We start from the raw sequence: 21,801 nt of genomic DNA on the forward strand, positions 1-21,801 counted from the left end.
TCCATTTTTTTAAACTGTTAAGTTATGTAGGATGAGATATAATAAGAGTGCACAACAAGTTTTAACCTTTTTCAAAACAGGCAGTAAAGCTCCTTCTTATAAGGGGCTTTCTTTATGAAAAGTGTTGATAATGATTCTCTTTAATGATAAAATGTATTTAAAAGTGATAATCATTATCAAAAAAGGTTGGTGCATCAGTATGGTATATGCATTAGTAGCAGGTACAGTCGCTGTATATGCAGTTATTGCGAAGTATGTTTTAAATGGAGTAGGAACAGCAAAATGAGTGATATGACATAAAATCCCTTTCATTTGTAAAAAGAATGAAAGGGATTTTTTATTTTTAATGAGAATATGCTGAAAATTTAGTATGATAGTAAAGTGAAACTGTAATCAATGGGTAGGTGTAACTCTCACTGGTTATGAGCTCGCAAATAGCGGGGAAAAGTATATACATCTTGGATAAAGGGGAACAAGGGGATGACAAACATAGTACAGACAAACGGTATGAAAAAACTTGTTTGTTTTTATGAAGAGTGGCAAAAACACGGCGATGCAGAGAATAGTTTAAAGTTGTTTGAGGTGATTCAAAAATATAAACAAGAACAGCTTATGATAGCGTTCTGTGGTCACTTCTCTGCAGGGAAATCAACGATGATGAATCATCTATATAAAGCGCAGTTGTTACCAACAAGTCCAATTCCGACAAGCGCTAACGTTGTCAAAATTGAAAAAGGAATGGATCGTGTTGTTGTAACGGTTAAATCTGGAGAACAGTACGAGTATGACGGTGCATATTCAGCTGAAGAATTAAAACAAATTTGTAAAGATGGTGATGAGGTAATTGGTGTTCACATTTATCGGAATGATGCGCCAATTCCTGAAGGTGTTATGTTAGTAGATACACCAGGGATTGACTCAACAGATGATGCCCATCAATTAGCGACAGAATCAACGCTACATCTAGCAGACGTAATTTTTTATATGATGGATTATAATCACGTCCAATCGGAAGTGAATTTGCAATTTGTTAAAGAATTGAAACAACGTAATAAAACGGTTTATCTCGTTGTCAATCAAATAGATAAACATAAAGAAAATGAATTGTCGTTTGAGAATTATAAAGATAGTGTAAAGCAATCGTTCTCTAACTGGGATATTGAAGTAGATGGAGTATATTATACGTCATTACGAATGATGAACCATCCACATAATGAAATTGGAAGCTTAGAAACGTTAATTACTTCTATTATGAAAGAAAAAGAGCAGTATGTAAGGACTGGAATGGAGCGAGAAACAGAATATTTAATGGGGGAACATTTCTCGTTTATTGATTCTGAAAATGAAAAAGCTCTTTTGAAATATGAGGAAGAGTTAGCATCACCACTTTCTATTTCAGAGGTAGTTGAAAAGAAGAAAGAGTTAACGGAAGCGAAAAATCGTGAGGCAAGTAAAGAGTCTCATGTGAGAAATGAATTTATAAAAGGCCTACAAGCTATATTAGATAACGCGTATTTAATGCCATTTGAAATGAGAGAATTGGCAAATGCGTACTTAGAAACGAAATTAACAAAGTTTAAAGTCGGTTTGCTATTTGCGAAAGGAAAGACGGAGCAAGAAAAACAAAGACGTGTAGAGGCGTTTTATTCTGCCCTTCAAAAGACTGTTGAAACGCAGCTTGATTTTCATGTGAAGGAATTTATTGTAGCCTTCTTAAAAGAAGAAGGATTGTTCACGGAGGAAATTGGGAAAGACATATATGGGTTAGAAATTGCTTTCGGACCAGAAATGTTGGCTGAAGTAATTAAACAAGGCGCAGGTTTCACAGGTGATTACTTACTTCTTTATACAGCGGATGTAGCGAATGAACTAAAGAAGCGTTATTTTATAAAAGCACAGCAAATTTTTGATAAAAGTGCGGTCGTTTTAAAGCAAAAGGTGAGGGAAGCAGTTGCTCGTATTGAAGAAGAGATTGAAACATATACGATGTTGCAAACGGCGAAAGAAACACAATTACAATACAATAACAATTTGGCGGCATATGAAGACTATTTACGAAATGTTTGGCACGATCATGTTGCTACGCCTGAAGGTTTGCAAATAGATGAGATATTGCAAAGGGAAAAGCAAATTGTTAGTGAGAAATTTACACTACAAGAGCAGGAAATCGTAAACGATAACGTAGCGATTCATGAAGAAGAGCTGAAAGGAACGGCGGCTTTAAATATTCAGCGGATATTAGAGAAAGTGAAAAAAGCTGAAACGATATTAGAGCCATTGCCAGCGCTGAAACATGTACAGCAAGAGGTAATAGAGAAAAGAAGACGTGTAGAAACAAAACAATTTACAGTAGCGTTATTCGGGGCATTTAGTGCTGGAAAATCATCATTTGCCAATGCCTTACTCGGTGAGAAAGTACTTCCTGTATCACCAAACCCGACGACGGCAACGATTAATCAAATTTTGCCGGTTACAGAGGAAAAACCACATGGAACAGTAATTGTTCAGTTTAAATCAAAGCAAGCGTTATTAGAAGATATGAAAGCTGTTTATAAGCTGTTTCATTATGAGATTGCTACGTTAGATGAAGCGTTAGCACAAATTGATAACGTTATGAAATATCCTTCACCAACTGGGAAGCAAAAAACAACATTTAGCTTTTTACGAGCGGTACAAAAAGGGTATGATGCAGTTTCTACTTATTTAGGAGAACAAGTACAAGTTACATTAGAAGAGTTCTCTGATTATGTAGCGAATGAAGAGAAATCATGCTTCGTTGAGTATATGGAACTTTATTATGATTGTGCTTTAACAAGGCAGGGAGTAGCGCTTGTAGACACACCTGGAGCGGATTCTATCAATGCTCGCCATACGGATGTTGCATTTCAGTATATTAAAAACGCAGATGCTATTTTATTTGTAACATATTATAACCATGTATTCTCTCGTGCTGACCGTGAATTTTTAATTCAGCTTGGTCGTGTAAAGGATACTTTTGCCCTTGATAAAATGTTCTTCTTAATTAATGCTGCGGATTTAGCAGAGTCTGAAGAAGAACTTGAAATGGTAAAAGGTTATATCGCAGATCAGCTACTGCAATACGGTATTAGAAATCCGCGTTTATTTGCAATTTCAAGTTTATGTGCGCTTGAAGAGAAACAAGGAAAGAATGTTGAAAAAGAGAAGTATGGTATTTTACAAAACTCTGGGATTACTAAGTTTGAGGAATCATTTACGTCCTTTATGATGAGAGATTTAATGCTTGTTTCTGTGCATGCTCTATATGGTGCGTTGCAAGGGGCAGATCAGCTTTTAGTAAACATGATAAAGGGTGCAAAGCAGGGGAATGAAGAGAAAGAGAAGCAAACGAAAAAATATGAAGCAGAGCGTGATCAACTACTTCATATCATTTCTTCATATAGTGTACTTGCTGAAGAACAGGCGATGCAAAATGAAGTGAAAGAGTTGCTTTATTACGTGCAACAGCGTCTATTCCTCCGCTATAATGATGTGTTTACTGAATTTATTAATCCGGCATCACTTCGAACGGATGGAAATGTGAAAACACAATTGCAACAGTGTGTTATGGAATTAGTAGCATTTATTCAGCATGATTTATTACAAGAAATGCGTGCGACATCATTACGCCTTGAAAAATGGATAGACGAAGCGATGAAGCGTGCAAAGGATGAAATTGTAGTGAACTGTAAAGTAGAAAATGAATCAATTTCTATGAATGGAACAGTGGAGTATGAATACAAAGATATTACACATAAAGAACCGTTCCCTTCAGTTGAAATAAAAGATTTCAAAAAAGCACTGGCACATTTTAAAAATGAGAAAAGCTTTTTTGAAAAGAATGACAAAGCTTTTATGCAAGAAGACGCTAAATCTGTATTAGAACCGCTCGTATCAAACTATGTAGCTGATGAAAAACATTTATTTGTTCATCATTATAAGCAAGAGTGGGATATGAAGTGGAATTTATTCCAAAAAGTGATGCAGCAAGATGTGATGAACTATTATGAAAGTATATTGTTTGCATTGGCTGAAACGATCGATGTATCTCTATATGAACAAAGTAAAGAACAATTGCAAAAGCAGTTAGTAGAGATTGAAAAAGAAATTTATGTTATATAGTCGTTATGAGAAAAAGATTCGTTCAATTTTCTTTTGAAGTACAGTATCTAAAGATTTTACAAATCCAGCAAATTCATCGGTAGAAATCATATGAGTAAGAACGAGTCGTCTGCCATCTGGTGTTTCACCGCATAAGACGAATGAAGAAAATTCATATGTTTTGTTTTCAACTACTAATTTTGGATAGGAATACGTGTCGCTTTTCTTCTTCTTTCCATCAATAGAGATGACGTTGCATTTTTTCTCATTGTTGTCCATGGTGAATCCCTCCTTTCTATTATTTATGGTAGACAAGGAGGGTTTAGAACAATAGAGAAGGGGGAATTTTTTATGTCTGTTGTAATAGAACGTATTCCAAAAGAGGCTATACCGAAGGCTTTATTGTTACTTGCTGATCCAAGTGAACGGCAAATAGCTACGTATGTACAAAGAGGATTAACATACGTAGCTAAGCAGGGGGGGAGCGTTATCGGTGTATATGTTCTTTTGGAAACAAGGCCAAAGACGATGGAAATCATGAATATTGCGGTTGCAGAGCATTTGCAAGGAAAAGGGATTGGGAAGAAGCTATTAAGGCATGCTGTAGAAACTGCTAAAGGATATGGTATGTCAAAACTTGAAGTTGGTACAGGCAATTCTAGTGTTTCACAACTTGCTTTATATCAAAAATGTGGATTTCGTATTTTTTCTATTGATTTTGATTACTTTTCGAAGCATTATGAAGAAGAGATTATTGAAAATGGGATTGTATGTCGTGATATGATCCGGCTTGCAATGGAATTGAATAAAAACGTATAACTATTTAGGGGGAAGAGAAGATGGAAGTACATAAAGCAATTACAGCACATTCTCGTAAACAAAATGAAAGTGTAAAAGCATGTTTACAATTAGATGCACAGCGTGAAGCAGCTATTGAAGCTGCCGTATCTCTTGCGTCAAATGGGAAAGAATTTTCGGTTGATGTCATTAATGTTGTAACGAAGCAGATTAATGATCTTGCAAAAAATGGTGTTACCTTGCAGCGTAAATATGTTACAGAAGAAATGGTTATGGAGTATGTAAGTCGTTTGAAAGAGAAAGAAGGTCGTTAAAGATGATAGTTACAGTCGAATGGTTACGTGAGCATATAGAAGATGAGAATGTCCGTATAATCGATTGTCGTTTTGATTTAGCGAATCCTAATTGGGGTAGAGAAAAGTATGAAGAAGGACATATTCCTCATGCGTTATATTTTGATTTGAATTTAGATTTATCAAGTCCTATAGCAGAACATGGTGGCCGCCATCCTTTACCAAATATTGAGGAGTTTGCAGACAAGCTTTCGAAGGCTGGTATTGATGAACATACGACAGTAATTGCGTATGACAGTCAAGCCGGTGCAAATGCTGCTCGTTTATGGTGGTTATGTAACTATGTAGGACATGAGAAAGTATATATATTAGATGGTGGTTTCCAGGCTTGGAAAGAGAATGGACTACCGACAACAGCGGAAATTCCTGTTGCTATACGAAAAACATTCAAAGCTAATATACAAGATCATATGCTTGTAACGATGGAAACGGTCAGAGAGAATATCCGTGCAGGTGCGGATGTTACATTAATTGATTCAAGAGAGCCCAAACGTTATGCTGGTGTAGAGGAACTTGTCGATCATAAAGCAGGACATATTCCAACAGCGGTAAACCATTTTTGGAAGGATGGAATGTTGCAATCAGGACAATTTAAGAATAAAGCTGGGCAACAAGAACGATTCCAAAATCTGTCGAAAGATAAGGAAACCATTGTATATTGTGGTTCTGGTGTTACGGCATGTCCAAATATCGTCGCATTAAAATTGGCTGGATTCCAAAATGTTAAATTGTATGCAGGTAGCTGGAGTGATTGGATCTCTTATCCAGAAAATCAAATTGCAAAAGAAGAAGATTAATCACTTGCATGCAAAAATAATTTGTATTAAAATAAGGTCACAAGCAAGAGATTGCTCGAAAAACTTTGTATTTTACACATTGGAAACAATGTGATAATATAACGACAAGTAAATAATACATCCTGCGGTGTGCGTAACTTATTTATGTCTAAAACCGATGTTAGTTATACGGAAGCTCAATATTTAGCGACCATCATCAAGCCTTCCTTGTGGAGGAAGATGTACGGTAACTGTGAGGGCATCCACCTGCGAGTAGCGGGTTTTTGGACATTTACGAGGAGCGGCACGTGCGGGGGTCTTATTTCAACTAACCTTATATAAAATTCCTACGGTGTACGTAGCTTATGCATGTCTTAAACCAATAAGTTTAATATGGAAGTTCAATATTTAAATGTAGCTAACATGCCATCTTTTTAAGAAGGAAGTTACAAACATTTGTGAGGGCATCCACCTGTGAGAGCAGGTTTATGGACATCTAGAGAGAACGGCATATGTGGGGCTATATAAAAACCTTACGTTTTATACGTAAGGTTTTTTTGTTGCATAGATATATTAATATTATCTTGATTCACCTGTGAAGTTTCCGTAATAAATGTAGCACTTTCTGTCTTCATCAATCTCTCTTGAATCCAAGGAGAATTCCATAGAAATGCCGTCTCGCTGAATATATATAATATCTGAATGAAGAGATGGTAAAATTTCTTCGTAGTTCCATACATCTTGACTATCTACTAAGCTTGAACTTGTTTCACTTAGTTCTCTAATTTCAAAACCGATGTGGGAGTATGTAGGGTCTGAAGGGTCATTGGCGAAAACTTCTTTTTGAATATAAATAACTGCTGTTCCGTCTGGGTCAACCGAAGTTGCAGTAACAACATAAGTATTTTTCTCTTTAATAAAATATTCACAAGTCATGCGTGCGATAATTTCAGAATTAGAAATATTGGCGTAGTTCCATAAAGCAGGATACCCTTTCGTTTCATCATTAAGTCGATATTCTAAGCGCATTTTATACCTCTTCTTCCTTTTTCTTCTACTTTATCATGCCATCCTATATAATAGGAATAGAATTTAAAAAGGGGAGTGCGAAGGTGACAAAAACGAAATGGCTAGTAGGTGGTGTCGTAACGTCTTTAATGACTGGCACTTTATTTGGTTGCGCACAAGATCTTCCCCCAAAACCGAATGATAATAGTTGTTCTGATTGGGATTGGGATGATGAACTTGGGGTATGGCAGTGTGATGATAGTAGTTCAGGTTATCGTGGGCATTATTTCTATGGTGGGCGATACTATCAAAATAAATCCACTTTTAAAAATTCATCGGCGTTTAAATCGTATCAATCGTCTACTGAATTTAAAGGTGGAATTGGAAGCGGTTCAAAGGGAGGATTTGGGGGCTAAAATATGTCGCAATACATAAGGGATCGAAAAGAATTTTATTTAAAATATCCGAATTTTTGGTCGGATTTATATGAATGTGAGTATAGTTTGTTTCATGTTTTTTCTATAACAAATCAGACTTTGGACCAATTACACTTAGCGACTGAACGAATGGGCAAAATATTTTTTAAGACTGCTAGACTGCTGCGTAATCTAAGTGACGAACAGCTTCTAGATCTTGGCTTTCCATCCCCGAGTTTATCATTCATTAGAATGAAAGGGCTTTATCCTGAATCTGTAATTTCGCGATTTGATTTTGCTGTAACAGAGGATAACAAAATCAAAATGCTTGAGTTTAATAGTGATACACCAACTTTTATTGTGGAATGTTTTCAAATGAATGGGAAAGTATGTGAAAATCTAGGCTATGATGATCCAAACTCGGATCAAGAACGATTGCTATCTTCTGGTGTAACGAAAGCAGTAATGGAAGCGACAAAGGGATTAGATAATCCAAATGTTGTTTTTACAGCACATCATGAACATATCGAGGATTGGAATACCACTATGTATTTAAGTCAGCTATGCCATGTTGAAAATAAAGTAGTGCCAATGTCAGAACTTAGAATTACAAAAGATGCTCTAGTTGATAAAGATGGGGCGAAGATTGATGTTTTATATCGCCAAACATATCCGATAGAAGATTTAATTGAGGATCAAGATCCTGAAACAGGAGATTTGGTAGGTGTGGAACTGCTGCAACTTGTAAAAGCCGGAAAGCTTTTTATAATAAATCCTTTGTCAGCATTTTTACTTCAGCCAAAATCAATTCAGTGTCTTATTTGGGGGTTAGCAGAAGAAGAGGTCTTTTATACAAACGAGGAACAACAGTGGATTAAAGAATATATGTTACCTACATATTTAGAACCAGATTTATTTTTAGGAAAAGGTTCTTTCGTTCAAAAACCTTCATTTGGTAGAGAAGGAGATACAATTACGATTCGCGATAAGGATGAAAATATTATGCTTCAAAATGCACATCAAACGTATAAAACTGCACTGCCGATATTTCAAAAGTATACAGAACTGCCAGTCGTATCCTTGGAAACAGAAAAAGGGATGGAGAAACTGTCCTATGTGTTTGGTTCTTTTTTAATTGCTGGAAAAGCGAGTAGTATCGGTATTCGCGCGGGAGAAAAGATTACAGGAAATGAATCGTACTATTTACCGGTAGGTATAAAAAGGAGGGGGAAAAATGATTAATTTTTTATTATATTTAGCAGTAACACTTGGACTTTTATGTATTGGTCTGTTCTTGATGGAAGTGACAACGAAAGTTAAGGAATTTAAGTTAATGGCTCAAGGTAATAAGGCGGTAAGCTATGTGCTTGGAGGGCGATTACTTGGGTTAGCTATCGTTTTATATTCGACAGCAGCTAATTCAATTTCACTTCTTGATATGATTTCGTGGGGAGCAGTTGGGATTTTGGCTCAAATTATCGTCTTTTATTTAGCTGAGTGGCTTACACCACGCTTTAATATAAACAAAAGTCTCGAAGAAGATAATCAAGCAGTCGGTCTTTTTCTTATGTTTTTATCGCTTTCAATTGGGATTGTAATCGCTGGTTGTATAACTTATTAAAAACTTTACGTTTAAACGTAAAGTTTTTTATTTTATCCCGCTATTTGCCGGGCAGCCCGATTGGTGAGGGCTAATAATCAGTGGCGGATGAACAAAACCCCCACTGATTAAAGTTTCACTTTATATACGTTAGTTTGCCATACCATTTGAAAAAATTGTAGGCTACGGTTGACATCTATTTTAAATAAGAGTAACATTTTCAATGTAATGAAAATAAGTCTCTGTTAGGTGAGGCTCCTGTATAGAGAAATGCTACTGCCCAAAAATGTCGAGAGACGCCAATGGGTCAACAGGAATGATCGAATTAAGGTTTTTCTTAACGTAGCTGGTAATGTACCTATGCTATACAGTGCTAAAACTCGGTGAGGGAGAGGTCCGTAGATTTCTAATTATATTAGAAATCGTTTATTTGTGTATGTAATGGCCGCTACTCTCTTAAGGGTAGGGGTCTTTTTTGTTACCAAGCTATGAGTAATTTCATATTATAAACTATAAAATTAAACGAGGAGGTGAGGAGCATGTCAAATTCTGACTCGGTTCCGTTACCCATATACTTCAAATCAAAAATATATGATGTAGGCAGGAAACGATTTGTTCCTCCCTCTATATTTATCACAATATAGCGTTTATAAAGCGCGAGACACTTTCACAGTAAAGTGGATAAATTGAGAAACAAAGCGTTTCTTCCTATGTTGTAAAGGAGGAGACGATAATATGTTATATGCAAACAAAACTGTGGGTAACACGTCATATAAACTAAGTAAAAAATTAATAAAAGAACAAACAATGCTCCAAAAAAATAAAGATTTATTAATTGAAATTGCAACAAGAGATGTAAAATCTGTATTTGCATATTTTAAAACAACAAGAGACGGACTATCAATGAAAGAGGCACAAAAACGTATTCAAGTATATGGCCGAAATGAACTAACTTCAAAAAGAGCACTTCTTGCAGAAGTAATGATGAAGCTAGGTGGCATGATTCCAGGTTTTTCAAAACAACGTGTGTGTGATGAATTACAACGTGAAACGATTACTGTATCTAGAGTAGAATGTTCTAGTAGTACAGGGCTAAATAGTGAACTGAAAATGATGGAGATACCTGTGCAAGAACTTGTACCTGGAGATATGATTTTTCTTTCGGCTGGAGATGCTGTGCCAGCTGATGTACGTATTATTTATGCAGATGATTTATTAGTGAATGAGTCTGTGTTAACGGGAAACGAAGCGAATATAGAGAAGTTTGAGAGCTGCTATCACCTTGAACGTAAACGGTTTATTCCATTAAAACGGATGAAAGATTATAATCCACTTGAGCTTGAAAATGTATGTTTTAAAGGTTCGCATATTGTTAGTGGAAATGCAAAAGCTATCGTTGTTTCTACTGGAAAAAATACGTATTCAGGCATCTTGCATACTTGTTGTAGTAGAACGTCTTAATGTGTTAATGATGCTAAATATACAAAAACAATGTATAATAGACAAAGTTGAGCAAAAACGTAGAATGGTAATCTATTTATATAACCTTACGTGATAACGTAAGGTTATTATTTTTTTAATAGGAGAGGAATTATGAAAAAAGTATTATTAGTTGATGGTATGGCACTATTATTTCGTGCTTTTTACGCAACAAGTGTCTACGGACAATTTATGAAACGACAAGATGGAACCCCTACGAACGGGATTCATGGTTATATGAAACACTTATTAACAGCTACGCAAGCGATCGAACCAACACATATCGTTACATGCTGGGATATGGGAAGTACGACATTTAGAACAGAATCGTTCTCGAATTATAAAGCAAATCGTGCAGCGCCACCAGAAGAATTAATTCCTCAATTTGATTTAGTGCAAGAAATGACTGCAAAATTATCCATTCCAGTTATCGGTATGAAAGGCTACGAAGCCGATGATTGTATCGGTACGCTTGCAAAACAATATTGCAATGAAGCTGAAGTTTATATTTTAACAGGTGATACGGATTTACTTCAACTTGTTGATAAGAGCGTTACAGTCATGCTTCTGCGTAAAGGAATTGGAAATTACGAATATTACACACCGGAGAAAATCATGGAAGAAAAAGGTGTAGAGCCGTGGCAAATCGTCCATGCAAAAGCTTTCATGGGAGATACAAGTGATAATTATCCAGGGGTAAAAGGTATCGGTGAAAAAACAGCGTATAAGCTTATTCAAGAGCACGGAACAGTATCCGCTGTACTAGAAAATGTAGAATCATTAACAAAAGCGCAGCGTACGAAGATTGAAAGTGATTTAGAGAACTTAAATATTTCGTTACAATTAGCCCAAATTCACTGTGAAGTTCCAATTTCATGTTCACTAGAAGAAGGATTACACACAATGGATGAAGAAAAACTTAGATTTGTTTGTGAAGAAATGAATTGGGGAAGACCTGAAATATTAATAAATATGCTATAAATAGTTTGGGAAGAGGGATGTTGCATAAGTCGAACTTTGACTTGGTGACACCTTCTTTTTGTTTTTGTAAACAGTATTATAATAAATAAAATTATGTCGAACTCAATTTTAAATATATAAATATTTCGACAAGATATAATGATAAAAGTTGATGAAAATAATAACTTTTATCATGAAGTGAATTAATTTCAACATAGTTTTAGATAATCATTTTTTCGTGTTCACAAAGTTGTCAGAAAATAAACGAGATTTTCATATGAAGTTCAAATAGAATTCACAACAATCAATTATTATAAGAACACACAGATAATTCTTTATCTTTTATATAAACCATCCCCCAAGGAGGACAATGAAAATGAGAAAAAAAGTGAGAAAATCTTTTAAACAATTATTAATTGAAAATAAACAATCACTATTAAATAATAAAGAAAATATGAAAGAAATTGAAGAGAGAATTGAGAAACGACATGTAGCATATAGTGGTGCCAGTAATTAAATAAAATAAAAAAGATAGCCTATGTAGGCTATCTTTTTTATTTTATATTGAAAAAACGCTATTCAGCTCTTTAATTTTGTAAATATGCAAGATATTTTTATAGCGTTTTTCTATCAATATTACTCATTTTTCGAGGTTGAAATTGGTATATACCAATTTTTGAGATTTTCTATTCAAAATATTACAAAAAATGTTACAATACACTCAAATTTATACTATAAAATCATTTTAATATGAAAAATTGGAATGAAAAGAAAGGAGAGGAATATGAATAAAGATGTCGCTTTGAAATGATTATTATCATTTCATTAGGAGTTGATGTAAAAAGATGAAAAGATACGAAGAATTGGACTCTATAAGAGGGATTTCTTCATTAGTAGTAATGATTGGTCATCATTTAATGATTTTTTCAGCATTTCAAAATTACAGTTATGAAGATAATAAACCATTTGTTGTGTATCTATTAAAAGAAACGCCTGCTCGTCTAATTTTTAGTAGTGGTAACGAATCAGTTATTATCTTTTTTGTTTTGAGCGGATTTGTTTTGTATGAATCTATTCAAAAAAACTATAGTAGCTATGGGTCATACCTTTTAAAACGTATATGCAGAATATATATTCCTTATATTGTGGCAATAATTATAGCTATTGTATGCCAGATTACAATTAGTGAATATGGTATTTCTTATTTAAGTGAATGGTTTAATCGCTCATGGACGATTGAAAGTTCTTCAAGCTTAATCGCACAACATATTTTATTGGTTGGGAAATATAATACAGATGCATATAACGGTGTGATTTGGTCACTTGTCCATGAAATGCGAATATCAATAATTTTCCCGTTAATTTTGATGATTTGCTTACGAAAAACGTTAAGGTGTTCATTACTATTATTGTTTAGTTTTAGTATATGTTCTGTCGTAATATTATTTTTGTTTCGCTCGGGCTTAACATTAACAAGCTATGCATTAACATTGCATTACACAGTACTGTTTTTACTAGGAGCACTAGTTGCGAAGTATAAAAATAATTTAATAGTTTTTTATAGTAATTGTACTAAAAACACGAAAATTGCATGGTTTTTATTTGCGATTTTACTTTTTATGTATGAAGGGCTTATAGGAGAAATTAAAGTGCTCAATAATTTTATATTTCGAGACTACGTAGTGGCGATAAGTGCATGTTTATTTGTCATATTAAGTTTGTCAATATCAACTTTGTCGTCCTTGCTACATAATAAATATTTGTTATATTTGGGGAAGATTTCTTACAGTCTTTATTTATACCATATTATATCGTTGTTTTCCCTTATATACATGCTCCATGAAATATTACCGTTGCCTATTATTTTAATTTTTTCACTTGTTTTTTCGTTTATACTTGCAATGCTTTCGTATGTATATGTAGAAAAATTTGCATTCGGAGTCGGAAAGTATGTAACAAAACAAGTGGATAGAAGAGAGAAAGGGTTATCTGTAAAGAGTGAATTGCAGGATGTTATTCAGAAAAGGGCGGTGAAATAATTGAAGCAAGAAATGAGTATAAAAGATTTTCAACAATTACTGAAAAGAAGATTCGTAACGATTATTTTAACGATGTGTTGTTTAACCGCTTCTTTAGTTCTTATCTCTATGTATGTTTTAAAGCCGTCATATCAATATTCAACGCAAATTCTTGTTGGGAATTTAGATGAGTTTAATAAGGAAAATTCAACAAATAAAACACAAGAAAATAAGCAACTAGTAACATCGTATGTTGATATTTTAAAAAGCCCATTAATTATTTCAACAGTCAAAAAAACTTTGAAATTAGAGCAATCAAGTTATGAATTAGCACAAAAAATCTCGGTTGTGAATACGGACAACTCACAAATTGTAACTGTTACAGTAAAAGATTCCAATCCGAAAATCGTGAAAGACATTGTAAAGACATTGGCAGAGCAATCACAAAAAAGCTTTCAACAGTACACAAATGTACAAGGGGTGAAAGTATTAACTGATCCTGAGTTACAGGAACAGGCTGAAAAATTGTTTCCGAAATTTCAACTGATCATTCCTATTTCTTTAATTGTTAGTTTTTTTGTTGGGATAGGTTTAGCTGTATTTCGAGATTATTTTGATGAACGTATATACACGGAACAGGATTTAGAGAAAATAACAACAGTCTCTGTTATTGGTCACATAAATATGGAACCAAATAGAAAAAAGAAACCTACAGAGGTTGATAAAAAATCATCTATATATCGAGGTGAACATGTCGATGTTTAGGACAAAGAAGCAGCTGCCATTCAATTTGCATGATGATCTGATGAAAGAGCAGTTTTATACGGTGTATCACGAGCTGAAAAAATCCGGAAAACAACTGTTCACAGTTAGTTCAACGAAGGACAGAGGTGTTGTTGCCTCGCTTATAGTAAATATGGGTCTAGTGTTTGCGGAAATGAAAAAAAAGGTGTTACTTATTGATGTGAATTTTTCTGACCCTAAACTACATGTATTATTACAAAGTGATCACATGATAACAGTAAACGATATAATAAGCTCTTCCTCCTGCAATTATGAATCTTTTTCTAGTAATTTGTCTAATTACTTATATTGTATTCCTGCAAAAAAAACAGTACATACAGGGACGCCTTTAGTTGCTATGGATGAATTTGATAATGCGATTGCTAAGTGGAAAGAAGATTTTGATTACATTTTCGTTTATTCTTCTGAAGTATTTGAGCTTCCTGCTACGCACATTATTGCAGGGAAATGCGATGGAGTGGTTTTAGCAGTTAAAAAGCGAAAAGATTCACTACGTACAGTGCAAAAAGTAATAGCGGATATAAATAGGAAAGAATGTGAATTAATAGGTATAATTTTATATTCTTGAATGTGGGGGTAACGATCCATGATTCGTGAAACAAATCAAGCCAAGTTGTATACGATTCCGGCTCAAGAAAAGCCTAGCATATTGAATCGAAGTGTAAAACGCTTGTTTGATATTATATTTTCAATCATATTGTTACTATTAACAATACCAATTATGTTGTTCTTTTGTATTATGATTACCTTAGAAACATCAGGGGCTCCAATATACTTTCAAGAACGTTTAGGTATAAACGGGAAGAAGTTTAATGTATTTAAATTAAGGTCGATGGTAAAGGATGCTGAAATGAACGGACCACAATGGGCAAAAGAACATGATCAAAGAATTACAAAAGTTGGATTGTTTATAAGAAAAACGAGAATTGATGAATTACCACAGCTCTTAAACATTTTAAGAGGAGATATGTCTTTTGTAGGCCCTAGACCAGAGAGAGAGTTTTTTTATAATGAGTTTGATGCGTATATTCCAGAATTTAAGGAACGTTTAATAGTAAAACCAGGATTAACAGGATGGGCACAAATAAATGGAGGGTATAATCTTGATCCAAAGGAAAAGTTGAGGCTGGACATGGAGTATATTGAAATGAAAACATTTCGGATGGACATCCGTATTTTATGTAAAACCGTTTTAATTGTATTGAACGGTAATGGTGCAAGATAAATATATATGTAAACAAACAACATATGTAAGTAGGTTACTTGCAAAGGAGAACTTGTATGGGTAGATCTATTCTAAGCAATATTATCCATCTATTTTATAGTACGATTTTAGCTAACCTTCTTCAGGCCGTCAGTTTAATTGTTTTAGCAAACTTTTTTAACGCACAACATTATGGGATGTTTAGTGTTGCCATAGCAGTGACGTTTGTTATGTTATTTTTTACAGACTTAGGACTTAGTAATACGTTTCTTCGAGAAGGGGCAAAGGATGGAGCAGATTTAGAGCAGATTTTATCATCGTATATAAAAATAAGGATGATTCTACTTATTTTTATTTCTATCATCGGTTATATTGCTATTCATTATATGTATGCGGATAAAAATTTAATTTATATGATGATAAACGTAATGTTTTTCATGTTAATAGGATTAACTTGGCAAAACATAGGGATTGCCTATTTTCAACTGACGGAACGTATGAAGTATATAGCGCTCATAAAAGTTGTATCAGCATCAGTTGTCATTATAATTACATGTTTTTGTATTTTCGGAGAGTTACCGGTGTATGTAACAGCTCGCTTATATGCTTTTGGGTATATGATTGGTGGTTTATTCAGTATATATATCATGAGAAGAAAGACGAAAATGAATATGAAAGTCGTAATTCATAAAGCGTTATTTTGGCAATTAACTCCCTTTATTATTAGCGGTTTTTTAATAATGAGTACGCCACAATTAGCGCCTATCTTGCTTAACTATACATTGCCATTAAGTATGGTAGGTGTTTTTGCAGTGGCGTACCGGATGCCGGCAGCTTTATATCAAGTACCAGGGGTAATTGCAGGTGCATTTTTTCCGGTGCTCTTTAAGCATTATAACCAGAATAATATAGAAGAGCATACGAAATTAAATTTACTTCAAATTAAATCAATGGCGATTGTAGGAATATGTATGACGATTGGTTTATATCATTTAGCACCATACTTTATTTCTATATTTTTTCATGAAGAATGGAGGAATGCAGTAGAACCACTCCAAATATTATCATTTCTTATTGTGCTACAAAGTTTAAATATTGCCATTGCTGACGGTTTAACGACGAGTGGTTGTCAAAATAAGAGGACTGTTGTGCAGTGTGTAGCATTGGTGATAGGTGGGGTTATGCTTTATAGCTTTAGTAGTCTTGGTGGAGTGATAGGAGCGGCATACGCTATGGTTTTATTTGAAATAGTCGCTTTAGTGGGATATATAGCGGTAAGTGTAGTGAAGAAAAAAATTGTATTCCAAATTGTAATACCGTATACAATTTATTTTGGTGTAACCTTTATTGGAGTGCAATATATATTGCATACATATCATTTAATTGCGCTTGTTCTTAATATACTAATTGTAGTAGCTGCCATATTCCTATATGATTATGAGCTAAAAAAACTTCTTCTTTCTTTTATAAGAAAAATACGCAAAAAGGATTATATTACGAAACAGGGGATATAGCCTATGGAAAATAATATGAAAGTATCAATGGGATGGATTATTCTTCTAATATTATTTGTCATGTTAAGTAAATACAATTTATATATTGGATTTTCATTGAAGATATATATGATTTTTTTAGTCATATATTTTTGTTTAACAATTAAAGACTTTCATATTCAAAAGTTATATTTTCATGAAGTTATATTTTTACTGTTTTATTTCATTTATTGTTTAAGCGGAATTCTTTCTATGTATTTAAATGCTAGTATTCGTATGATTTTTGGCGTGCTACTCGTTTTAGGATGCTATTTTATAATGAGAAATTTATTGGGGAATACTGAAATAGTGGTACTTGAATCATCTATTGCTTATGTAGGAATAGTATTTAATGTTGTAAGTCTACTACTCTATATAATCGGTTTACAATACTTTAGTTTATACGGTGGAGAAGAGAGAGAAATTTTTGCTGGATTATTAGTTGATAGAGGATATCCACGGTTAATTGGATTGCTAGATGATCCTAACATTTTTATTTTCTATAATACAATATTTTTTATGTACTATATGACGAATTTGCAAAATATCACTAACATCTTAGGGTTAATTTTATGTGTTACGACGAGTCTATTAACCTTTTCAAGAGGGGGAATATTAGCGCTTGTGCTTGTCATTTTTGTATATATATGTATGTCTAGTTTCGCTAAAAAAATAAAAATAATTATGAGTTTAGTATTGTTTAGTGTAGTTATTTTTAGTTTATCGAATAGTGTAATGGGGGGCCAATTAGATGACATATTAAATAAACGAATTTCTGATTTTTCCCATGATAATGGAAGTGGTAGATTTACATTATGGGAAGCTGCTTTTAAATATTATTTATCCAATCCATATATCGGAATTGGTGCGTTTAACTTCTCGAATTATTATGAGTATCAATTTAATGAAAAATTATATGTACACAATACATTTTTAGAAATTTTGTCTGAGTCGGGTACAATTGGTTTTCTTCTATATAGTGCGTTTTTATTCATATTAATGTTTAAGTTAGCGCAGCATACTTTGTTTCGTGAAAAACCATACCTTCTATTGACTATGATTGCATTTTTATTTCAGATGATGTCATTGTCACTCATTATTAACGAAGCGTTCTTTTTATTTTTAGCAGTTGTTGTGAAGTATATTTCAATATATGAAGGAAGGGGAAAGATAGATGGTAAAATGTCTATCAGCACATAATAAGGCGCCTCATGTTTCTGTAATAACACCTTCTTATAATAGTAGACGATTTATAGGTGAGACAATTTTATCTGTACAGAATCAATCGTATGAAAACTGGGAAATGATTATCGTTGATGACTGTTCAACCGACCAATCTGCCGCAAAAATTAAAGAGATAATAGAAGGAGACTCACGTATTAGGTTATTATCATTAAAAGAAAATGTTGGTGCTGCTAAAGCTCGGAATTTAGCGATTCGAGAGGCGAGAGGAAGGTACATTGCCTTTTTAGATAGTGATGATATATGGTTGCCGCATAAATTGAAGACACAATTGTTATTTATGGAAGAAATGAATATTGCTTTTTCATATGCGTCGTATAGTTTAATTGATGAAAATGGTAATGAATTAAATCGCGAAGTGAGTGTACCAAAATCTGTTGACTATCATTATTTAGTAGGAAATACAATTATCGGGTGTTTAACGGTGATGATTGATCGTGAAAAAATTCCGTATGTCGAAATGCCTAGTGTACAGCCGGAAGATACAGCGTTATGGCTGAACTTATTACATGAAGGGCATGAAGCAAAAGGGATACAGCAAGTATTAGCGAAGTATCGAATTGTAGCAAATTCTGTTTCGAGAAATAAAGTTAGAGCAGCTTTTCGGTATTGGAAATTATTAAGGGACCAAAAAAGTCTTAATGCAGTGCAAAGCTTTTACTATTTTAGTAAGTATGCTTATCATGCTTATAAAAAAAATAAAATCAATGTAGTTGGGAAGACGCAATTATGAATATACTGTTGATGACTGATAAATTGATAACTGGCGGAGCCGAAAATTATTTCTGTAAATTAGAAAATAATTTGCATTATGAGGATTTTAAGATTTATACAGCTGCAGGTGATGGAGAACTATATGAATCCCTTACTAGAAAAGAAAATTTTATCTTACTTAGTCGATGGAATCATTTGAGAAATATTTATTATTTACGAAACGAAATTTGTAAACGAAAGATAGAACTTATTCATGCAAATAGTTTGCGAATGGTATTATATGCTTTTCTACTTCAAAAGTTTATTAAAAAAAAGATGAAAATTGTTTATACGAAACACAATGTAACGATATTAGAAAAGAAAATGCCAACGCTTTTTCGGTATTTCATGAATAAATATGTGAACAATATTATTACAGTAAGTGAGTTTGAAAAGAACAATTTAATTTCAATTCATGTAGCAGAAGAAAAAATAAATACAATTTATAACGGTGTTGATATTGAAAAGTTTTTATTCCAGCAGAAAAAGAAAGAATCTACATATAAAATAGGGATATTAGCTAGATTATCCAAAGAGAAAAACCATCAACTATTTGTCAAAATTGCAAATGTGTTGAAAAAGAGAAATGATTTTATGTTTTATATTGCTGGTGATGGACCAGAGAAAGAATCGATTATGAAAGAAATAGAAAAATATGGATTGCAGCAAAGGGTGAAGATGCTAGGGAATATTTCAGAGCCGCATGAGTTTATAGGGAATATGGACGCCTTACTTTTATTATCTTTTCGTGAAGTGTTTCCAATGGTAGTAATTGAAGCGATGGCTACAGGGACACCAATTGTTTCAATAGATGTTGGTGGAATACATGAAGCGGTAATAGATGGAGAGTCAGGTGTTTTGATATCTGAATATTGCGAATCAGAATTCGCAAGTGCGCTTGAGGAACTACAAGGGAATGAAGAAAAGGTAACTGCTATTAGATTGAAAGCACGAGAGAAAGCAATGAGATATTTCTCGTTAACTAAAATGATAGAGGAAACGAAAAATATATATGAATTAAACAAATGACCGAGTAGGTCGTTTGTTTTTTTTATTATAGAAACTTTTAAGAGACAACTCACATATTATATGAAAAAGGTAATATGAGGAGTGAATTTATTTTGTCAGAATATATTTCATCCCAAGAAGATTGTGCGCCAGAAAGTAGCGTTCATATTGATTGTTTTGGCGCAGTTCCAAACTCGGGAAATGATAGCTCATTAGCAATTCAGCAAGCTATTGATTATTGTGTAGCGAATCGAATTTCGACGGTTAGAATTACAGGGATAAATACGTACAAAATTGTAAAGCCGATTGTTATTAAATCAAACGTAAGATTAGAGTTGGATCCTACCGTAACACTGCAAATTGATGGGGATTTTAATGCATTTGAGCTACAAAGTAACGCTTCGATAGTTGGTGGTACTCTTCAAGTTATAAATCCATTGTTTCAATCTGCTGTTATTTATGTTTCTGGTTCACAACAAATCGAAGTACCTAATCAATCTGTTATATCAAATATAAATATAATAAATACAACTCCATCGTATAAAGGAAAAGCTATACATTTTTATTGTCAAAAGGCATGGGATTTTATTAGTTTCTTTCAAGTTAAATTTATTCAAATTAAAAACTTTCAAACTGCAATACATTTGAAGACAGAATATATAAATGATATCAATACACCTTGCTGGATTAACGCCAATGTATTTCAATCTATATTTATTGATGGATGTGTGTATGGGATTGAAGTAGATGGAAATAGTGATTTGCCAAATGAAAGTTCAGGAAATACGTTTCATGATATTCAAGTGCAATGTAGACAACAAACGGAAAAAGTAATTCGTTGTTCAGGTGCGTATAATACATTTGATTGTATGATCTGGGATACGTACCGGATGAGTAGTGAACAAATTGTTATTGAATTTTCTTCCAATTCTCATCGTAACTACCTTTTTTCAAATCTGCTTTCGACAACTATTGTAGATAAAGGACAATACAATGTTTGTAAGTCTACTTATGAAGAATCCCTACGAATTCAGTTACCTTTGACGTTAAATAGACCTCATTTAATAGGAAATCAAGATGATATTTTAGTAAATGCTCAGCAGAAATATAACGTTAAGCAAGTAAGTGGAAAAGTGCCGTACGGGGGAAATCTCACAAATTGCTTTAATTTAATAGATGAACAAAGTGTAAACTATATTGACGTTCCAGATAGTAATCCAGTTGTAATTGAAATGGATTTTACGAAAAAACCAATACAAATGTTAAATTGTTTTGGAATGTATTTTGGATGGGGAGAGAGCCCAAAGAAAATTAAAATTGAATATGCATTAAGTGCAACTGGAAGTTGGGTTATCGCGTTGGATGTTCCATTAAATGTTGGCGATACAATTATATCGAATATGAAGGCCAGTCAGTTATATAAAGTTAGAATTACATTAAGTGGTTATTCTCAAGATCATAAACGTTTTCGAATTAATCGTATCTTTGCAAGATCTTCTATGGAAAATGGGAGTGCTTGGTTAGCGACGACTGGCGGAAGAATGTTTGGAGATATTGAAATAGAGGCAAGTAAAGGTATAATCATGAAGACTGCTAGTGGAGTGAAATGGAAAGTTACTATTAATGAAGCTGGCCAACTTATTACGACTAAAATAACTTGAGATGGTGTTTAATCGTATATCCTTGGACGAGTTACAACGTAGTGGGATATAGGTAATGAAAAAGAGATTG

22 protein-coding genes, 2 other RNA genes and 1 riboswitch are annotated in these 21,801 nt (G+C 33.5%); of the genes, 22 read left to right on the plus strand and 2 right to left on the minus strand.

Annotated features, from left to right (window positions below):
• Positions 1 to 130 precede the first annotated feature (130 nt).
• Positions 131 to 286, plus strand: a complete 156-nt coding sequence (locus tag QO049_RS19085) for a hypothetical protein (protein ID WP_164970708.1) — start codon at positions 131 to 133, stop codon at positions 284 to 286.
• A 194-nt stretch (positions 287 to 480) separates the two neighbouring features.
• Complete coding sequence (locus tag QO049_RS19090) at positions 481 to 4,140, plus strand: dynamin family protein (RefSeq protein ID WP_246962444.1); 3,660 nt, start codon at positions 481 to 483, stop codon at positions 4,138 to 4,140.
• A gap of 3 nt (positions 4,141 to 4,143) precedes the next feature.
• Here QO049_RS19090 and QO049_RS19095 read toward each other — a convergent pair whose 3' ends face one another.
• On the minus strand, positions 4,144 to 4,398 hold the full coding sequence (locus QO049_RS19095; RefSeq protein WP_000369740.1) for a DUF3931 domain-containing protein: 255 nt from the start codon (positions 4,396 to 4,398) through the stop codon (positions 4,144 to 4,146).
• Positions 4,399 to 4,470: 72 nt separating this feature from the next.
• Here QO049_RS19095 and QO049_RS19100 point away from each other — a divergent pair, with 72 nt between their 5' ends.
• The 5 genes from QO049_RS19100 (at position 4,471) to ssrS (QO049_RS19120) (ending at position 6,571) form a co-directional block, all read left to right on the plus strand.
• The gene (locus QO049_RS19100; protein ID WP_000117686.1) at positions 4,471 to 4,938 is read left to right on the plus strand and encodes a GNAT family N-acetyltransferase; all 468 of its coding nucleotides are present in this window, start codon (positions 4,471 to 4,473) and stop codon (positions 4,936 to 4,938) included.
• 20 nt (positions 4,939 to 4,958) lie between these two features.
• Positions 4,959 to 5,231 carry a YpbS family protein gene (locus QO049_RS19105; protein WP_000451818.1) on the plus strand — a complete coding sequence of 91 codons (273 nt, stop codon included), beginning with the start codon at positions 4,959 to 4,961 and terminating at the stop codon, positions 5,229 to 5,231.
• Positions 5,232 to 5,233: 2 nt separating this feature from the next.
• The gene (locus tag QO049_RS19110) at positions 5,234 to 6,067 is read left to right on the plus strand and encodes a sulfurtransferase (protein WP_000637566.1); all 834 of its coding nucleotides are present in this window, start codon (positions 5,234 to 5,236) and stop codon (positions 6,065 to 6,067) included.
• 116 nt (positions 6,068 to 6,183) lie between these two features.
• A non-coding RNA gene (ssrS, locus tag QO049_RS19115) (6S RNA) lies at positions 6,184 to 6,366 on the plus strand.
• A gap of 21 nt (positions 6,367 to 6,387) precedes the next feature.
• A non-coding RNA gene (gene ssrS / locus QO049_RS19120) (6S RNA) lies at positions 6,388 to 6,571 on the plus strand.
• Between the two features lie 54 nt (positions 6,572 to 6,625).
• Here the strand turns inward: ssrS (QO049_RS19120) and QO049_RS19125 are convergent.
• Positions 6,626 to 7,075: a hypothetical protein gene (locus QO049_RS19125; RefSeq protein WP_001235520.1), complete on the minus strand. Its 450-nt coding sequence runs from the start codon at positions 7,073 to 7,075 to the stop codon at positions 6,626 to 6,628.
• An 83-nt stretch (positions 7,076 to 7,158) separates the two neighbouring features.
• Between QO049_RS19125 and QO049_RS19130 the strand changes: the two genes are divergently transcribed.
• The 15 genes from QO049_RS19130 to QO049_RS19200 all read left to right on the plus strand — a co-directional run bounded on the left by QO049_RS19130 (position 7,159) and on the right by QO049_RS19200 (position 21,731).
• Positions 7,159 to 7,470 (plus strand): hypothetical protein, encoded by a 312-nt coding sequence (locus QO049_RS19130; RefSeq protein WP_000169031.1) that lies wholly within the window; start codon positions 7,159 to 7,161, stop codon positions 7,468 to 7,470.
• A 3-nt stretch (positions 7,471 to 7,473) separates the two neighbouring features.
• Positions 7,474 to 8,712, plus strand: coding sequence for a glutathionylspermidine synthase family protein (locus QO049_RS19135; RefSeq protein ID WP_000084940.1), 1,239 nt, complete (start codon positions 7,474 to 7,476; stop codon positions 8,710 to 8,712).
• Entirely contained in the window at positions 8,705 to 9,091 is a 387-nt protein-coding gene (locus tag QO049_RS19140) for a DUF350 domain-containing protein (protein WP_000606857.1), read from the plus strand. Before QO049_RS19135 ends, QO049_RS19140 begins: the two co-directional genes overlap by 8 nt.
• Positions 9,092 to 9,304: 213 nt before the next feature.
• A riboswitch (M-box (ykoK) riboswitch) is annotated at positions 9,305 to 9,470 on the plus strand.
• Between the two features lie 335 nt (positions 9,471 to 9,805).
• The gene (locus QO049_RS19145; protein WP_097796692.1) at positions 9,806 to 10,531 is read left to right on the plus strand and encodes a P-type ATPase actuator domain-containing protein; all 726 of its coding nucleotides are present in this window, start codon (positions 9,806 to 9,808) and stop codon (positions 10,529 to 10,531) included.
• Positions 10,532 to 10,663: 132 nt separating this feature from the next.
• Complete coding sequence (locus QO049_RS19150) at positions 10,664 to 11,530, plus strand: 5'-3' exonuclease (RefSeq protein WP_000757075.1); 867 nt, start codon at positions 10,664 to 10,666, stop codon at positions 11,528 to 11,530.
• 355 nt (positions 11,531 to 11,885) lie between these two features.
• Complete coding sequence (locus tag QO049_RS19155; protein WP_001228048.1) at positions 11,886 to 12,026, plus strand: FbpB family small basic protein; 141 nt, start codon at positions 11,886 to 11,888, stop codon at positions 12,024 to 12,026.
• A 328-nt stretch (positions 12,027 to 12,354) separates the two neighbouring features.
• Complete coding sequence (locus QO049_RS19160; RefSeq protein ID WP_000833054.1) at positions 12,355 to 13,548, plus strand: acyltransferase family protein; 1,194 nt, start codon at positions 12,355 to 12,357, stop codon at positions 13,546 to 13,548.
• Positions 13,549 to 14,292 (plus strand): YveK family protein, encoded by a 744-nt coding sequence (locus QO049_RS19165; protein ID WP_000807055.1) that lies wholly within the window; start codon positions 13,549 to 13,551, stop codon positions 14,290 to 14,292.
• Positions 14,279 to 14,899 (plus strand): CpsD/CapB family tyrosine-protein kinase, encoded by a 621-nt coding sequence (locus tag QO049_RS19170; RefSeq protein ID WP_002133101.1) that lies wholly within the window; start codon positions 14,279 to 14,281, stop codon positions 14,897 to 14,899. Before QO049_RS19165 ends, QO049_RS19170 begins: the two co-directional genes overlap by 14 nt.
• 18 nt (positions 14,900 to 14,917) lie before the next feature.
• Entirely contained in the window at positions 14,918 to 15,556 is a 639-nt protein-coding gene (locus QO049_RS19175) for a sugar transferase (protein ID WP_000617648.1), read from the plus strand.
• 56 nt (positions 15,557 to 15,612) lie between these two features.
• Positions 15,613 to 17,049, plus strand: a complete 1,437-nt coding sequence (locus QO049_RS19180) for an oligosaccharide flippase family protein (protein WP_000533743.1) — start codon at positions 15,613 to 15,615, stop codon at positions 17,047 to 17,049.
• A gap of 3 nt (positions 17,050 to 17,052) precedes the next feature.
• The gene (locus QO049_RS19185) at positions 17,053 to 18,267 is read left to right on the plus strand and encodes an O-antigen ligase family protein (RefSeq protein WP_000429870.1); all 1,215 of its coding nucleotides are present in this window, start codon (positions 17,053 to 17,055) and stop codon (positions 18,265 to 18,267) included.
• On the plus strand, positions 18,242 to 19,042 hold the full coding sequence (locus QO049_RS19190; protein WP_000237694.1) for a glycosyltransferase family 2 protein: 801 nt from the start codon (positions 18,242 to 18,244) through the stop codon (positions 19,040 to 19,042). The genes QO049_RS19185 and QO049_RS19190 overlap by 26 nt, the downstream gene beginning before the upstream one ends.
• Positions 19,039 to 20,091: a glycosyltransferase family 4 protein gene (locus QO049_RS19195; RefSeq protein WP_001023684.1), complete on the plus strand. Its 1,053-nt coding sequence runs from the start codon at positions 19,039 to 19,041 to the stop codon at positions 20,089 to 20,091. The genes QO049_RS19190 and QO049_RS19195 overlap by 4 nt, the downstream gene beginning before the upstream one ends.
• A gap of 92 nt (positions 20,092 to 20,183) precedes the next feature.
• Positions 20,184 to 21,731: a glycoside hydrolase family protein gene (locus QO049_RS19200; RefSeq protein WP_000006054.1), complete on the plus strand. Its 1,548-nt coding sequence runs from the start codon at positions 20,184 to 20,186 to the stop codon at positions 21,729 to 21,731.
• The last annotated feature ends 70 nt before the right edge of the window (positions 21,732 to 21,801 follow it).

It is taken from the genome of Bacillus sp. RB3, assembly GCF_030164735.1.
GTDB classification, from domain to species: domain Bacteria; phylum Bacillota; class Bacilli; order Bacillales; family Bacillaceae_G; genus Bacillus_A; species Bacillus_A cereus.

Coding starts and splice junctions, on each gene's coding strand:
- QO049_RS19085 (WP_164970708.1), top strand. CDS start 131: ATGATTCTCTTTAATGATAAAATGTATTTAAAAGTGATAATCATTATC.
- QO049_RS19090 (WP_246962444.1), top strand. CDS start 481: ATGACAAACATAGTACAGACAAACGGTATGAAAAAACTTGTTTGTTTT.
- QO049_RS19095 (WP_000369740.1), bottom strand. CDS start 4,398: ATGGACAACAATGAGAAAAAATGCAACGTCATCTCTATTGATGGAAAG.
- QO049_RS19100 (WP_000117686.1), top strand. CDS start 4,471: ATGTCTGTTGTAATAGAACGTATTCCAAAAGAGGCTATACCGAAGGCT.
- QO049_RS19105 (WP_000451818.1), top strand. CDS start 4,959: ATGGAAGTACATAAAGCAATTACAGCACATTCTCGTAAACAAAATGAA.
- QO049_RS19110 (WP_000637566.1), top strand. CDS start 5,234: ATGATAGTTACAGTCGAATGGTTACGTGAGCATATAGAAGATGAGAAT.
- QO049_RS19125 (WP_001235520.1), bottom strand. CDS start 7,075: ATGCGCTTAGAATATCGACTTAATGATGAAACGAAAGGGTATCCTGCT.
- QO049_RS19135 (WP_000084940.1), top strand. CDS start 7,474: ATGTCGCAATACATAAGGGATCGAAAAGAATTTTATTTAAAATATCCG.
- QO049_RS19140 (WP_000606857.1), top strand. CDS start 8,705: ATGATTAATTTTTTATTATATTTAGCAGTAACACTTGGACTTTTATGT.
- QO049_RS19145 (WP_097796692.1), top strand. CDS start 9,806: ATGTTATATGCAAACAAAACTGTGGGTAACACGTCATATAAACTAAGT.
- QO049_RS19150 (WP_000757075.1), top strand. CDS start 10,664: ATGAAAAAAGTATTATTAGTTGATGGTATGGCACTATTATTTCGTGCT.
- QO049_RS19155 (WP_001228048.1), top strand. CDS start 11,886: ATGAGAAAAAAAGTGAGAAAATCTTTTAAACAATTATTAATTGAAAAT.
- QO049_RS19160 (WP_000833054.1), top strand. CDS start 12,355: ATGAAAAGATACGAAGAATTGGACTCTATAAGAGGGATTTCTTCATTA.
- QO049_RS19170 (WP_002133101.1), top strand. CDS start 14,279: ATGTCGATGTTTAGGACAAAGAAGCAGCTGCCATTCAATTTGCATGAT.
- QO049_RS19175 (WP_000617648.1), top strand. CDS start 14,918: ATGATTCGTGAAACAAATCAAGCCAAGTTGTATACGATTCCGGCTCAA.
- QO049_RS19180 (WP_000533743.1), top strand. CDS start 15,613: ATGGGTAGATCTATTCTAAGCAATATTATCCATCTATTTTATAGTACG.
- QO049_RS19185 (WP_000429870.1), top strand. CDS start 17,053: ATGGAAAATAATATGAAAGTATCAATGGGATGGATTATTCTTCTAATA.
- QO049_RS19190 (WP_000237694.1), top strand. CDS start 18,242: ATGGTAAAATGTCTATCAGCACATAATAAGGCGCCTCATGTTTCTGTA.
- QO049_RS19195 (WP_001023684.1), top strand. CDS start 19,039: ATGAATATACTGTTGATGACTGATAAATTGATAACTGGCGGAGCCGAA.